We start from the raw sequence: 13,957 nt of genomic DNA, 5'->3' as shown, positions 1-13,957 counted from the left end.
CCATGCTGGTTATTGAATCAAAGACGCCAAACGGACAACTGCTCGATCACGTATTGAGCAAGACCGTCACTCTGAGTGCTCAGAGCGACTCACCCATCCTGTTGCCGGCGATGGCTGGGAAACGAGCGGCCAAAATCCTGATCGATGATGAAGGTTTGACCTCGATTACCGACCTTGGTTGTCCGTCCGGAATTTTCGTCAATGGCGAACGGATTGTGCGTTACGGACCTTTACGCACCGACGACACGATCAGCATTTGCGGTCAGATACTGCGCGTGAAATCGTTGAACGGCCAGTCTGGACATGAGAAGACGCCACAACAAGTTGACACGACACGTCTTGACGAAGTGCGGACCGCAAACAAAGGACAGCATGGTGACATAATGCGTCAAGCGGCTGCTGCGCCTCGCGATGAACCGCAAAAGGTTGCTGCGTCCTTGCCTGCTCTTGGCGCGTTGGGCCAGGATAGCGCGGCGCCCGCAGTGTCGCATTCGTTCCAGCCGCAATCCGAGGTTGAGCGCGAGCATCAGAAGGAACTGTCGAAATACGCCGAATTGTTGCACGCGGACTTGATTCAAACGCTTGACCTGCGCCGCCAAGACGTGACGCGGATGGCCGATCTCGACTTGCGTGCGATGGCTAGCAAGTTGATCGATGAGCTGATTAAAAAATCGCATTTCCCAAAGAGTGTCGATACCAAGGAACTGAGCAAGTTTGTTCTGGATGAGGCGGTTGGTCTGGGGGTTCTGGAAAGCCTGCTGGCGGATGATTCCGTGACCGAAATCATGGTCAATGGCGCTCACGAGATTTTTATCGAGCGTGCCGGACAAACGCGTCGCTCGAACATTGCATTCAGTAGCGAAAAAGCCTTGATGGGCGTGATCGAGCGTATTGTGTCGCCGATCGGGCGGCGGGTCGATGAATCGTCGCCGTTATGCGATGCGCGTCTCAAGGATGGATCGCGGGTCAATATCGTCATTCCGCCGATTGCGTTGAAAGGGCCGTCCATCTCGATTCGTAAATTTGCCAAGCGTCGCCTGCAAGTTGAGGACATGATCAAGTACGATTCGCTTGATGACGCGATGGTGAAATTTCTGAAAATCTGTGTTGAGCAAAAGAAGAACATCGTTATTTCCGGAGGTACCGGTTCTGGAAAAACGACGTTGCTCAACGTGATTTCCAATCTGATCCCACCATTCGAGCGGATTGTCACAATTGAGGATGCCGCTGAACTGAAGCTGTATCACGACAATCTGGTGACCCTCGAAGCGCGTCCGGCTAACGTTGAAGGCCGCGGCTTGGTGTCGATTCGGGAGCTGGTAAAGAATGCACTGCGGATGCGGCCGGACCGGATTATCGTCGGCGAGTGTCGGGGTGGTGAGGCATTGGACATGCTGCAGGCAATGAACACTGGGCATGACGGCTCATTGACCACGGGCCACGCCAATTCACCACGCGACATGCTTTCCCGTTTGGAGGTAATGGTGCTGATGGCCGGAATGGATTTGCCGATTACCGCCATTCGCGAGCAAATGGCTTCTGCTGTGCAGATTATCGTGCAGCAGACGCGGTTTGCCTGTGGTACGCGCAAAGTCACCAGTATCACTGAAGTGACCGGGATGGAGAGGGGGGTGATCCAGATGCAGGAAATATTCCGTTTCCAGCGCGCGGGCTTTAACGATGCCGGCAAGGTTCGAGGCTATTTCACTCCTTGCGGGTATGTACCGACATTCTACGAAGAGTTGCGTGATCACGGCATCAACCCCGATTTTTCAATTTTTGAAGAGAAGAATCCTCACGCGGCGCAAGCGGCAAGTCATAGTGCAAATGGATAATACGATCATACAAATCGCGCTCGCGCTCGGGTTTGCGGTTGCCGCAGTGCTCGTCGCCTACGCATCCTGGGCAGCCGGTCGACAGATGATGGCGCGCTATCGCGACAGCGTGCTGGACTCAACCAGCGCGCAATTGTCCGATCTGTTCATTTTCATGGACGGTGCAAAACTGCAACAGATCAGTATCGTCACAACGATTTTGTTCCCGCTGCTGGCCTTTGTTATTACCCGCAATATGCTGGTTGTCGTGGTTACTGCCGCTATTTGTCTTTTTGGGCCGACTCTTGCCCACAAAAATCTCAAGAAACGGCGTCGCAAGAAATTGATTCATCAATTGCCCGACAGTCTCGACTCGTTAGTGGGTGCGCTGCGTTCAGGAATGAGCGTAACTCAATCGATGGGATTGTTAGCTGAGCAATTGCCAAAACCATCTAATCAGGAATTCGCCCTAGTCGTCCGAAAATTGCGGATGGGAGTCGGCGTCGATGAGGTATTGACGGAGCTTGAAGAGCGCGTCAATTCGCAGGAATACACGATGTTCACCACCAGCATGAGAATTGCACGCGAGGTGGGCGGCAATCTGACCGAATCGCTGGAGCGTCTGGCCGACACGATGCGGAAAAAGCTGGCAATGGAAGACAAAATCCAGGCGTTGACATCGCAGGGAAAGTTGCAAGGATTGATCGTAGGTAGTCTGCCGTTGTTCCTGATGTGGGTCCTTAACGAAATGGAGCCGGAAGCAATGGCGCCTCTGTTTAATACCTGGATTGGATATGGCGTGCTGGTGGTTGTGTTCCTGCTCGAACTAGTGGGATTTGTTCTGATTCGGAAAATCGTGTTGATCGATGTTTAGCATAATTAACCAGAGTGTCTATCCATGATTGAATTATTGTTTCCGGCGTTGTTTGCAATCTGCGCGGTCTTGCTGTTTTGGTTTGTTTATCAGATCGTTTCGGCTGTACCGGAGGAGGATCGAACCTATGCAGACAAGCCACCATCGTTAATTCGGCGAGTCTGGTTTCTGATAGAAATTGTCTCGCACTACGTCGGCCAGTATTTGTCGGTCGAGTATCGGGAAAAGACGATTCAACGCCTGCGCAAGGCCGAGCTCGATTACGCAATGAGTCCGCAACAATGGGTTTCTGCGAAGATCGTTTATGCATTGCTGATCGGTGCTGCTGTGACTCTGCTGGGACTTTGGCTGGGAGTGCATAGTTTGGTGTGGACAGCGTTGGGAGTGTTTTCAGGCTACATCTATCTTGAGATTTGGATGCGGGATCGCGTCAAGCTGATGGAAATTCATGTACTAAAGAACTTGCCAAATTTTCTCGACATGCTCACTCTAGCGATCGAATCCGGCTGTAACTTGACGGTGGGACTTAACGTGGCGGTGGAGAAATCGCCTGACAGTCCTTTGAAGCGCGCGTTTGCGCGTGTGCTGCGGGAAATTCGCTCAGGCCGTTCGCGGATCGATTCTTTGCGTGCCCTGGAAGAACGTATCGATATGCCACCGATTACTTCCCTTATTACCGCGCTAGTGCAGGCGGAAAAAACTGGGGCGAGTCTAGGTACGGTATTGCGCGCGCAATCAACACAAAGAACCAATGAGCGATTCTCGCGTGCCGAAAAGCTCGCTATGGAAGCACCTGTGAAAATGCTCGGACCACTGATTTTCTGTATTTTCCCATGTACTTTTTTAGTACTTGGCTTCCCGATCGGCATGAAGATGATGAATGCTTTTAATTGACGCTATCTAAAAACAGGTGAGGTGGATTGTGGTACTAAGTAGACGTATATGGGTAGCTTCGGCATTTATGGCATGTATTCTGATGTCCGGTTGTGCAACGGTTGTTGAGACTCCGGCAGCGACCGGCCAGATGACGGATGCCGAAATGCAGATGCTCATGTTCAGAGCGGATAGTGCGATCAACGGCGGTCAAATCAGCGCAGCTGAACAACTTTACTCCAAGGTTGTTGCGGCGTATCCGAATGACGCTTCCGTATGGTTTCGCATTGGTACCGCTTATTTGCGGGCAGACCAGGCAGAGTTGGCGGTGGTCGCCTTGCGCGAAGCGTTGCGCATAGATCCGACCATGGAGAAAGCATGGCCAAATTTGGCTATCGCTCATTTGTCCCAATTCCGTTTCGCCGCGAACAAGGCGTTGGCGAGCAAACAACTCAGCGAAAGCAATCGTGTGACGTTGAAGTCATTGCAGGCGGATGTCGCCCATGCTATCGCTCCTGCGCCTGAGCCAACAAAGCCGGAATCGCTGGCAACGCATTGAGGAATACGCAATGAGCGAACGCACTTCGAAACGCTTTCGACGGTCGCCTTTGCAAAACGGCGCGGCAACCATCGAGTTTTACGTTGTCTCATTCTTTGTGTTTATTCCAATGGTGATGGCGGTGCTCCAGATGGGGTTGTTTTTCGTTGCCAAGAATACGGTCAATATGGCAACTCTTGCAGCCGCACGGGCCGGGGCCGCAACGGGTGGCGACAAAAGCGTGATGACGAACACGTTTGCCAAGGCGATTGTGCCTTTGTATATCAACAGCACGCAAGAAATCACCCCATCCAATTATGTCAACGTGATGGCCCCGGCCATCATCAAGGCGCGTGCGGATATGATTCTGTTTTCCAGCATTACGACGCTTAATCCGACTCGCAATTCCTTTACCGATTTCGGCCGTCCCGGCCCAGGAGGAAAGGGCACCATAATTCCCACTACAAGTCTTGACACCTATATGACCGGAGTGGGAGGGAGCTCGAAACAGACTCGTGCCGATGCCTTGTTGCTGAAGATTGAAGTGCGCTATTGCTATGAGCTGAAAATGCCGATCATCGACAAGATGATTACAAAAACCTTGCTTGAATTGGATAATCTCCAGGCATCCATTGCCGACAGGGCGTGTTATGCAGCTAATCGCGTCCCGGTTAAATCACAAGCCGTAGTGCGGATGACCGAGCCACCGCTTTTGGCAAACTTCTGAGTCATGCAAGTCGACATTCGAATTGCTCGCTATTTTTGGAGCCGCGCCATTGGTTTGCTGGGGAAAAGATCGCTGGCTGAACGGGATGGCTTGTTGATAGTTCCGTGCAGCAGCGTTCATACATTCTTCATGCGCTTTGCGATTGACGTGGTGTTTATCGATCGAGACGGAAATGTAGTTCGTATTGTTGAAAACATGCGGGCATGGCGCTTTGCTGCCGGGGCCAAAGCTTATTCCTGCTTGGAGCTTAGTGCCGGCAGTGCTTCCCGACTCGGATTGCGGGCAGGTCAGTGCGTGCCGCAATTTTCGCGATCAGAGATTCGTAGTTCGCGTCGGCTTTACTTTGTAGCGCAAGCGCCGGCCCAGCAAGGCGATTAGCGCCAGCGCAGACAGGATCAAAATCGGTTTATTCTGGCTACGCATGAATGGCGTGTCTCCGGTACGCATTTGCATGACGGCATCCAGTGCCGCTGTCGTATCCAGCGGTAGTACATCCACTATGAATCCGTGCTGATTGATAACGGCAGTGCTGCCTGTATTGGATGCCTGTGCCAGCCAACGCCCGGTTTCCAGCGCCCGCATTTGCGCAGCTTGCAGGTGCTGATTCGCCGCCCAAGTGCCGGTAAACCAAGCGAAATTGGACAGGTTCAGGAGTGCTTCGGCATTCCTCGCCTTGCGTACGATGTTGTCTTCGAACAGTGTCTCGTAGCAAATGTTTAATCCGAATTTGCCACCCTCTAGTATCAGTGGTGCTTGGTCAACTGCCCCGGCGCTATAGGAGTTGAAATCGATAGTGACCTGGTCGCCCATCCACTTTAGGGATGGGGGGACGTATTCTGCCAATGGAAGCAGGTGAATTTTGTCATAGCGGTAGCTATATTTGCCGGCCTCGTCGCCGGGAGAAATTGCCAGTGCGCTATTAGTCGAGACCGTTTTTTCTAGTGCAGGATCTTTGCTGACCACGGGACTGCCAAACAAGATTGTCGATGCTCTGGCATTGGCGATTGATTGGAGTCCTTGTTTGATCCCGTCTGGTAGGGAATGCCATTCAAGAGAGAAGATCGTTTCAGGCCATATTGTCAGATTTGCCGAGCTGGTTTGTGAATATTCGACATAGACATTCGCCGCTTGCCGCAATCCTTCTGCTGAAAATTTATCTTCCTGAGCGATATTGCCTTGGATGAGTCTCACGCTGACGTTGCGTCCGGTGTCCTCGGTCCAGTCGATCGATCGCAGTAGTTGACCGCCTGCTAAAACGATCGCTATCGCAGCGACCGCCTGAAGTGCGCCGGAAACAGAGAATTCCTTGTTGATATAGTTCAGCACGCCGTACGCGAGCAGAATAGCGATCAGTGAATTCATGAAGCCGACGCCAATGACACCGATCAGCGGAGCATATCCAGCAAGGGGGGCAGTCGTGTGTGCATAACCGGTTTCCAGCCACGGCAGTCCAATGAATAAATGTCCGCGCAACCATTCGCTGATTGCCCAGATGCCGGCGACCGCGCATAGACGAATGGCACGCCACATGAAAGACGCCTTGGCGTCTCGCAGCAATAATCCGGAATGTGCAATCAATCCTGATGCAAGCGCCGGAAACAAGCTCATGTATCCGATGACGCCAGCAACCAGCAAGGCGGCAAAGTATGCTTCCGTGGCGCCAAAATCGTGCAGGCCCGGATACAACCACCAAAGGCCGCAGGCAAACCAGCCGAGACCAAAGCAGAAGCCGATGGTCAGCCCAGACCACAATCTGGCCGGCGTGGGTTGAGTCGCCAATAAAATCAACAAACCTGCTATGCAATACGGTGTAAACCACCACGCCCCGGTCGGGGCGAAGGATAGGGATAAAGAGGCGCCAAACACGACGGCGAGGAGGCTTCGAATGGATAGCGGATACTTCATGGGCGCGACGGTCGCATGCGTCTGGAGTCCGAATGGAATGGTGGAATAAGCTTGTGGAAGTCAGTCTTTTGAATCTGCCCCAACATCGAAACAATCGTAAAATTCTAAATCAAATCCGACTTGCCGTAGATGCTTTTGAGCAAATATAACGGATATATTTGTCTCTGAAAATTTCAGCTAGTCAGTTGGAGGTGCGATGGCACGTAGCGAGCACATGACGACTTCTTGGGTGCGCGAATGTTCCCCATATGCCGTTCGATTATAACAAGTCCACACTCAGCAAATTCACATAACAGCTCTCGCGCGTAGTGCTGACAAAATCGACCAGGTACGGTTGTTGCGACACCTCCGGCAGGCAGGCTGCGTACAGCCGACCGGTCAGGCCGCCGGCGGTGATGCGTTTGGCCAGGACGTAGTCGCGGGTCAGGTAGTTTTGTGCGGCCCAGATCGGCAGGGTGGCGATGCCGCGGCGGCTGGCTACCAGTTGTAGCATCGCTACCGTCAGTTCGGTGGTGCGGCGCGCAGTCTGGATGCCGGCTGGTTTCAAGACTTGGCGTACCACGTCGAGCATGTCGTCCGGCACCGGGTAGGTAATCAAGGTGTCGCCGGCGAAATCTTCTGCTATCAGGTATTCCCTGTCCGCCAAGGGATGATCGTGGGCCACCAGTGCGACAATTTCAAAACTGAACAGGGCATGATAGTCGACCTTTTCGTCAGGATCGACTTCAGCCACGATCGCCACATCGGCACGATGCTCATACAGCAGGCCGACCGGATCGGCCTGGAAGCCTGAGACGATATCCAGTTCCACCTCCGGCCAGCGTTTGCGGAAGATGTCCATCGCTGGCATGAGCCAGTCGAAGCAGGTATGGCACTCCACCGCAATCCGTAATTGTCCCGCCACACCTTGCGCCATGCGCACCAGGTCGCGTTCGCTTTCCGCCACTTGCGGCAACACCGCGTCGGCCAGTTTCAACAGGCGTTCGCCAGCCGGAGTGAAGCGCACCGGTACCGATTTCCGTTCGAATAATGTTGTGCCGTGATGATCTTCCAGCTGTTTGATCTGATGCGACAGCGCTGATTGAGTGACGTTGAGCAGCGTCGCCGCGCGCAACAGGTTGCCGGCTTCACGCAGTGCGTGCAGGGTTTTCAGGTGGCGTAATTCGAGTATGGATTGCATGAATATTGTCGAAACGATCAGTAAAAATTCTGTATGAGTAAAATTCAAGTTGAATCTGAATATTTATCGTTTGAATCATAATCCAAGCTGGCCCAACATGCGAGACATCGAACTTGTTTTTTATGGAGATAGAGATGGCTTTGGCACACGTATTAGGGTTTCCGCGCATTGGCGCTCACCGCGAACTGAAGTTTGCTCAGGAAGCGTTCTGGAAGGGCGCGTCCGATGAGGCGGCATTGCGCGCTACCGGTGCCACGCTGCGCGCACGCCACTGGCAGGCGCAGGCTGACGCTGGCCTGGATTACGTCACCGTCGGCGATTTCGCCTGGTACGACCAAGTGCTGGGCACGCTGGCTTTGCTGGGTGCGATTCCAAGCCGCTTCGGTTTCGACCCGAAACGCTTGACCCTCGCCGATTACTTCACACTGGCGCGCGGCAGCAAGCAGCACTTCGCGATGGAAATGACCAAATGGTTCGACACCAATTATCACTATCTGGTGCCGGAGTGGACCGCCGATGTGCAATTCGATGGCGGCGTCGATTGGTTGCTGGATGAAATCAGCGAAGCGCGCGCCCTGGGCCACAAGGTCAAGGTCGCGCTAGTCGGTCCGCTGACATTGCTGTACCAAGGCAAGATCAAATCCGGGATCACGCACAAGCTGGATCTGCTGCGAAGGTTGTAGCCGGTTACCAGCAATTGCTGAAGCGGCTGCAGATCGCCGGCATCGAGTCGGTGCAGATCGATGAGCCGATCCTGGCGCTGGAGTTGGATGATGCCTGGCGTGACGCTTTTGTTCCGACTTACGCGCAATTGAGCGGCTCGGCGCCGGCCTTGCTGCTGACTACTTATTTCGGTGAAGTCAGCGACCATGTGGCGCTGCTGCGTTCGTTGCCGGTGGCCGGCGTTCATCTGGATCTGGTGCGCGGCGCCGACCAGCTGGCGCAGTTTGTCATCGATTGGCCGCAAGACAAGGTGTTGTCGCTGGGGGTGGTCGACGGCCGCAACCTGTGGCGTACCGATCTGGATCAAGTCTTGAGCAAACTCAAGCCTGTGCAAGCGCAATTGGGCGATCGCTTGTGGGTCGGCTCCAGCTGCTCGTTGTTGCACGTTCCTGTTGATCTGGCCAACGAAACCAAGCTGGACGACGAGTTGAAGAGCTGGTTGGCGTTCGCCACCCAAAAGCTGGCGGAAATTGTCGCGCTCAAGCAAGCGCTGAATGGCAATGCGGCGCAAGTCGAAGCGCAATTCGTGGCATCACGCGCGGCCCAGGCCAGCCGCCGCAGCTCGACCCGCATCCACAATCCGCTGGTGCAAAAACGCCTGGCTGCAGTAACGGCTGCCGATGCCGAGCGCTCGTCGGGTTTCGAAACACGCATCGCCAAGCAGCAAGCCAAATGGCAGTTGCCGGCTTTCCCAACGACCACCATCGGTTCTTTCCCGCAGACCACGGAAATCCGCCAGGCGCGCGCCGCCTACAAGCGCGGTGAAATCGGTCACCTGGATTACCTCGATAAAATGCGGGAAGAAATCCGTGTGGTCGTGGAAAAGCAGGAACAACTAGGCTTGGACGTGCTGGTGCACGGCGAGCCGGAGCGCAACGATATGGTCGAATATTTCGGCGAACAATTGTGGGGCTACACCTTCACCGCCAACGGCTGGGTGCAAAGTTACGGCTCGCGTTGCGTCAAACCGCCAATCATCTATGGTGACGTATATCGTCCTGAAGCGATGACGGTCGGCTGGAGTCAGTTCGCCCAGACCCTGACGGCGAAGCCGATGAAGGGCATGCTGACCGGGCCGGTGACGATGCTGCAATGGTCATTCGTGCGCGACGACCAGCCACGCGAAACCACCGCGCTGCAAATCGCGCTGGCGTTGCGCGATGAAGTTTGCGACCTGGAAAAAGCCAACATCGGCATGATCCAGATCGACGAACCGGCGTTCCGCGAAGGCTTGCCGCTGAAAGCGCGTGACTGGCCGCATTACCTCGATTGGGCGGTGCGGGCCTTCAAGATCAGCGCCGCCGGCGTTGGCGATGAAACCCAGATTCACACCCACATGTGCTATTCGGAGTTCAACGACATCCTGCCGTGGATCGCTGCCATGGATGCCGATGTGATCACCATCGAGACCTCGCGTTCGGATATGGAACTGTTGGACGGTTTCGGCCAGTTCGCCTACCCGAACGATATCGGTCCAGGCGTCTACGACATCCACTCGCCGCGCGTGCCGCAGGTTGATGAGATGGAGCGTCTGCTGCGCAAGGCGCGTGGTGTAATCCCTGATGCGCGTTTGTGGGTCAATCCGGATTGCGGCTTGAAGACACGCGCCTGGCCAGAGACTTATGAGGCGCTGGAGAACATGGTACTGGCGGCAAAACGCCTGCGTCAGACCGTGGAGCAGGAACGTAAAGCGGCCTAAGATTCAAGATCGGTAAAAAGAGAGGGGGCGAGTAAATGCATTACTCGCCCCCTTTGTCGCTTTAGTTGCGGGCCGCGTTTGTTCAGACCTCTTGATTCAGGTACGGAGGGAAATTACCCGACTTCTTTCGAGCTAACGATCGATTTCGACACCAGGCCATACTCGATCGCTTCGGCCGCCGACATCCAGAAATCGCGGTCGATATCGGTTGTCACTTTTTCCAGTTTCTGCCCGGTTTCCTTAGCGATCAGCGCGCCGATACGTTCGCGCACGCGGATGATTTCGCGCGCCTGGATCGCAATATCCGAAGCCTGGCCGCCGACGCCGCCGCTTGGCTGATGGATCAGGAAGCGCGTGTTTTGCAGGCAGAAACGCCGTTCCTTGGGGACCGACAGGAATACATTGACTGCGGCGCTGCCGACCCAGCCGCTACCGATCATGTTGACCGGCGCATCGATGAAGCGGATGACGTCATGGATCACATCACCGGATTCCACATGGCCGCCTGGCGAACAGACCAGGAAATTGATCGGCGCCTTGGATTCGCCTGACAATGCGATCAATTGACGCACGATATCGCGCGCCACAGTGTCGTTGATCTGGCCGAACAGCAGCACAGTGCGTGATTTGAACGCTTTCTCTTCCAGGAAGGCGTCGCGCTGGGATGCATTGGTTTCCACTTTTTCTTCCATGATGTGCCTCTAAGGTGTTTGGGGGAGTTCATTAATAGCAAGAGAGCCAGTGTAAACCAAAAAGCCCCCGCAAATTGCGAGGGCTTCGTTTGTGACGGCTGTTGGATAGCCATCAGAGCAATCAGAACGCCGGTACCACTGCACCTTTGTATTTTTCTTCGATGAATTTCTTCACTTCCGGCGAATTCAGAGCGATCGCCAGTTTCTTCACCGCCGCGCTGTCCTTGTTGTCTGGACGTGCCACCAGCAGGTTGGCGTATGGCGAGTTGGCATCTTCAATGAACAGCGAATCCTTGACCGGATTGAGTTTGGCTTCGATCGCATAGTTGGTATTGATCAGGGCCAGGTCAACCTGGTTCAGCACGCGCGGCAGGGTTGCTGCTTCCAGTTCCTTGAATTTCAGGTGCTTCGGGTTGTCGATGATGTCTTTTTGCGTCGCCGAGATATTGGTCGGATCCTTCAGCTTCAACAAGCCTTGGCGTGACAATAGCAGCAATGCGCGGCCCGAATTCGATGGGTCGTTCGGGATAGCGATGGTAGCGCCGTCAGGCAGGTCGGCCAGTTTCTTGTATTTTGTCGAATAGCCGGCGAACGGCTCGACGTGGACCTTGGTGATCACAACTTCGATATCGTTCTTGTGGTTCTTCTTGAATTCGTTCAGGTATGGCTGGTGCAGGAAGAAATTGCCGTCGACGCGCTTTTCGTTGGTTTGGACCGCCGGCTGGATGTAGTCGGTGAATACCTTGACCTGCAGATCGACGCCTTCCTTGGCCAGGATCGGTTTGACGAATTCGAGGATTTCAGCGTGCGGCACAGGCGTGGCGGCGATCACCAGCTTGTCGGCGGCTTGTGCAGGTGCGGCAGCGATCAGGCTGAACGTCGAGAATACGGCTGCTGCCAGTCCGAGTGAAAGTGAAAATTTGCGTGACATATAAACTCCCTTTTTTGGATGTTAAATCAAAGACTGCTTAAGTAAAATTTTCTAAATTATTAAAAATCGCCGTCATTCCCGCGAACGCGGGAATCCATGTTGATGAGCGTAAAATGGGGCCCCGCGTTCGCGGGAACGACGGTGACGTAATGTCTAAGCGATACGGCTCATTTACGCGTGAAATGCTGCACCAGCCGGTCGCCGGAAAACTGCAATACCTGCACCAGCACCACCAGTACGGCAACGGTGGTGACCATCACTTCGGTCTGGAAGCGTTGATAGCCGAAACGAATTGCCAGATCGCCCAGGCCGCCGCCGCCGATCACGCCGGACATCGCGGCATATGACATCAGCGCAATCGCAGTCACGGTAGTCGCAGCGATCAGGCCGGGCAGGGCTTCCGGCAGCAGCGCGCCGAAAATGATCTGGCGTTTGCTCGCGCCCATGGCCTGGCAGGCTTCCACCACACCGCGGTCGATTTCACGCAAGACGTTTTCCACCAGCCGCGCGAAGAATGGCGCGGTGCCTAGCACCAGCGGCGGAATTGCGCCCAGTACGCCGAGCGAGGTGCCAACCAGCAGCACCGTGACCGGGATCATCACGATCAGCAAAATCAGGAACGGCACCGAACGCAGTACGTTGACGATCAGCGACAGCACGCGGTAGATGCCGCGCTGTTCCAGCAACTGGCGCTTACCGGTGATGAACAGCAATATCCCGAGCGGCAGGCCGAGCAGGATCGTGAACAGCAGGGAAAAGCCGGTCATGGCCAGGGTTTCCCAGGTGGCTTGCCAGATGTCGCTCCAGTCGATGAGAGAGAAGTCCATTATGCGAGCACCTCATGGCGGATATTGTGTTGATCGAGCGTCGTGAAGACTTGAGCGACATCGGCCGGCTCGCCACGCAATTCAACAAGCAGCTGGCCATACGGCGTGTCCTTGATACGCGCGATAGTGCCTTGCAGGATGGTGATCAGGGCCGGCGTGGCAGCGGCGATGCTGCTCAGGATCGGTTGGTAAGTGATGTCGCCGACGTAGGTCAGGCGCACAAGTTTTCCGCGCAGCTGATCGATACCCGCCGTGCTGGACGACAGTAGTGCAGTTTCTGCCGAGAACGGCGTGCTTTCTGCGACCATGCTTTGTGTTACCGCGTGCTGCGGATGCAGGAATACTTCAGCCACCTCGCCAGTTTCGACGATGCGGCCGGCTTCGATCACCGCGACGCGGTCGCAGATGTTGCGGATCACTTGCATTTCATGCGTGATCAGCACAATCGTCAAGCCGAGCTTGCGGTTGATGTCGAGCAGCAGGCGCAGGATGGCTTGCGTGGTTTCAGGATCGAGGGCCGAGGTGGCTTCGTCGCACAGCAGCAGGTGCGGCGTATTGGCCAGCGCGCGGGCAATCCCGACGCGCTGTTTCTGGCCGCCGGATAATTGCGAGGGATACTTGTCGCGATGCTCGCTCAGGCCGACCAGGTCGAGCAATTCGGTGACGCGGGCGTGGCGTTGCTGTTGTGTGTATTTACCGGTGATCTTCAGCGGCCAGTCGATATTGGCAGCCACAGTTTTGGCGTTGAGCAGGTTGAAGTGCTGGAAGATCATGCCGATCCGCTGGCGCAGCCGGTGCAGGCCGTTATTGTCGAGCGCGGTGATGTCTTCGCCTTCGATCGATATGCTGCCGCTGGATGGCCGTTCCAGCATGTTGAGGGTGCGGATCAGCGTACTCTTGCCGGCGCCGGAGCGGCCGATGATGCCGAATATTTCGCCTTTTTTGATATGCAGATTGATGTCGGTCAATGCCGCAACCGGGGTGCCGGCGCTCTTGGCATTGCGTTCCAGCGGGTAGATTTTATGCAGGTGCTCGATGCGAATCACGGATGTACTTCGTTTTAACTGTCAGGCATGCAAGTCTAACAGCGCCTCTATATACGCCAAAGTTATATATAGTTATTTGCATATAACAATCCTGGCGTTTCAGCTATACCGATCGTGGCCTATCCGTG

The 13,957-nt window shown here is 54.9% G+C and carries 12 protein-coding genes and 1 pseudogene; 7 read left to right on the top strand and 6 right to left on the bottom strand.

From position 1 onward, the window contains the following. Window positions 1-2 precede the first annotated feature (2 nt). The 6 genes from CAter10_RS24680 to CAter10_RS22020 all read left to right on the top strand — a co-directional run bounded on the left by CAter10_RS24680 (window position 3) and on the right by CAter10_RS22020 (window position 5,204). Complete coding sequence (locus CAter10_RS24680; protein WP_061533817.1) at window positions 3-1,835, top strand: TadA family conjugal transfer-associated ATPase; 1,833 nt, start codon at window positions 3-5, stop codon at window positions 1,833-1,835. Then, entirely contained in the window at window positions 1,747-2,688 is a 942-nt protein-coding gene (locus tag CAter10_RS13550; RefSeq protein WP_164840451.1) for a type II secretion system F family protein, read from the top strand. The genes CAter10_RS24680 and CAter10_RS13550 overlap by 89 nt, the downstream gene beginning before the upstream one ends. Window positions 2,689-2,712: 24 nt before the next feature. Next, window positions 2,713-3,582, top strand: a complete 870-nt coding sequence (locus CAter10_RS13545) for a type II secretion system F family protein (protein ID WP_061533815.1) — start codon at window positions 2,713-2,715, stop codon at window positions 3,580-3,582. Between the two features lie 130 nt (window positions 3,583-3,712). Beyond that, window positions 3,713-4,120 carry a tetratricopeptide repeat protein gene (locus tag CAter10_RS13540; RefSeq protein WP_164840450.1) on the top strand — a complete coding sequence of 136 codons (408 nt, stop codon included), beginning with the start codon at window positions 3,713-3,715 and terminating at the stop codon, window positions 4,118-4,120. A gap of 10 nt (window positions 4,121-4,130) precedes the next feature. After that, window positions 4,131-4,826, top strand: coding sequence for a TadE family protein (locus CAter10_RS13535; protein ID WP_061533813.1), 696 nt, complete (start codon window positions 4,131-4,133; stop codon window positions 4,824-4,826). 3 nt (window positions 4,827-4,829) lie between these two features. After that, complete coding sequence (locus CAter10_RS22020; protein WP_082797910.1) at window positions 4,830-5,204, top strand: DUF192 domain-containing protein; 375 nt, start codon at window positions 4,830-4,832, stop codon at window positions 5,202-5,204. Here CAter10_RS22020 and lnt read toward each other — a convergent pair. Then, the gene (gene lnt / locus CAter10_RS13530; RefSeq protein WP_082797909.1) at window positions 5,139-6,731 is read right to left on the bottom strand and encodes an apolipoprotein N-acyltransferase; all 1,593 of its coding nucleotides are present in this window, start codon (window positions 6,729-6,731) and stop codon (window positions 5,139-5,141) included. The genes CAter10_RS22020 and lnt overlap by 66 nt on opposite strands. A 259-nt stretch (window positions 6,732-6,990) precedes the next feature. Further along, window positions 6,991-7,911 (bottom strand): LysR family transcriptional regulator, encoded by a 921-nt coding sequence (locus CAter10_RS13525; protein WP_061535351.1) that lies wholly within the window; start codon window positions 7,909-7,911, stop codon window positions 6,991-6,993. A 134-nt stretch (window positions 7,912-8,045) separates the two neighbouring features. On the opposite strand from CAter10_RS13525, the pseudogene metE reads away from it, so the two are divergent. After that, window positions 8,046-10,333 (top strand): annotated as a pseudogene (metE, locus tag CAter10_RS13520) (5-methyltetrahydropteroyltriglutamate--homocysteine S-methyltransferase). A 113-nt stretch (window positions 10,334-10,446) separates the two neighbouring features. Here the strand turns inward: metE and CAter10_RS13515 are convergent. The 4 genes from CAter10_RS13515 to CAter10_RS13500 all read right to left on the bottom strand — a co-directional run bounded on the left by CAter10_RS13515 (window position 10,447) and on the right by CAter10_RS13500 (window position 13,811). Then, complete coding sequence (locus CAter10_RS13515) at window positions 10,447-11,025, bottom strand: ATP-dependent Clp protease proteolytic subunit (protein ID WP_061533811.1); 579 nt, start codon at window positions 11,023-11,025, stop codon at window positions 10,447-10,449. A gap of 121 nt (window positions 11,026-11,146) precedes the next feature. Further along, window positions 11,147-11,956 carry a MetQ/NlpA family ABC transporter substrate-binding protein gene (locus tag CAter10_RS13510; protein WP_061533810.1) on the bottom strand — a complete coding sequence of 270 codons (810 nt, stop codon included), beginning with the start codon at window positions 11,954-11,956 and terminating at the stop codon, window positions 11,147-11,149. 167 nt (window positions 11,957-12,123) lie between these two features. After that, window positions 12,124-12,783 carry a methionine ABC transporter permease gene (locus CAter10_RS13505; RefSeq protein WP_061533809.1) on the bottom strand — a complete coding sequence of 220 codons (660 nt, stop codon included), beginning with the start codon at window positions 12,781-12,783 and terminating at the stop codon, window positions 12,124-12,126. Beyond that, complete coding sequence (locus CAter10_RS13500) at window positions 12,783-13,811, bottom strand: methionine ABC transporter ATP-binding protein (RefSeq protein WP_128083209.1); 1,029 nt, start codon at window positions 13,809-13,811, stop codon at window positions 12,783-12,785. Before CAter10_RS13500 ends, CAter10_RS13505 begins: the two co-directional genes overlap by 1 nt. Window positions 13,812-13,957 lie beyond the last annotated feature (146 nt).

This window comes from Collimonas arenae (assembly GCF_001584165.1).
GTDB classification, from domain to species: Bacteria; Pseudomonadota; Gammaproteobacteria; order Burkholderiales; family Burkholderiaceae_D; genus Collimonas; species Collimonas arenae.
Note: the sequence above shows the minus strand (reverse complement) of the source record. Positions and strands in the feature narration are given on the sequence as shown.

What these genes read in the sequence shown, in the direction of transcription:
- CAter10_RS24680 (WP_061533817.1), top strand. Translation starts at nt 3, where the DNA reads ATGCTGGTTATTGAATCAAAGACGCCAAACGGACAACTGCTCGATCAC.
- CAter10_RS13545 (WP_061533815.1), top strand. Translation starts at nt 2,713, where the DNA reads ATGATTGAATTATTGTTTCCGGCGTTGTTTGCAATCTGCGCGGTCTTG.
- CAter10_RS13540 (WP_164840450.1), top strand. Translation starts at nt 3,713, where the DNA reads ATGACGGATGCCGAAATGCAGATGCTCATGTTCAGAGCGGATAGTGCG.
- CAter10_RS13535 (WP_061533813.1), top strand. Translation starts at nt 4,131, where the DNA reads ATGAGCGAACGCACTTCGAAACGCTTTCGACGGTCGCCTTTGCAAAAC.
- CAter10_RS22020 (WP_082797910.1), top strand. Translation starts at nt 4,830, where the DNA reads ATGCAAGTCGACATTCGAATTGCTCGCTATTTTTGGAGCCGCGCCATT.
- lnt (WP_082797909.1), bottom strand. Translation starts at nt 6,731, where the DNA reads ATGAAGTATCCGCTATCCATTCGAAGCCTCCTCGCCGTCGTGTTTGGC.
- CAter10_RS13525 (WP_061535351.1), bottom strand. Translation starts at nt 7,911, where the DNA reads ATGCAATCCATACTCGAATTACGCCACCTGAAAACCCTGCACGCACTG.
- CAter10_RS13515 (WP_061533811.1), bottom strand. Translation starts at nt 11,025, where the DNA reads ATGGAAGAAAAAGTGGAAACCAATGCATCCCAGCGCGACGCCTTCCTG.
- CAter10_RS13510 (WP_061533810.1), bottom strand. Translation starts at nt 11,956, where the DNA reads ATGTCACGCAAATTTTCACTTTCACTCGGACTGGCAGCAGCCGTATTC.
- CAter10_RS13505 (WP_061533809.1), bottom strand. Translation starts at nt 12,783, where the DNA reads ATGGACTTCTCTCTCATCGACTGGAGCGACATCTGGCAAGCCACCTGG.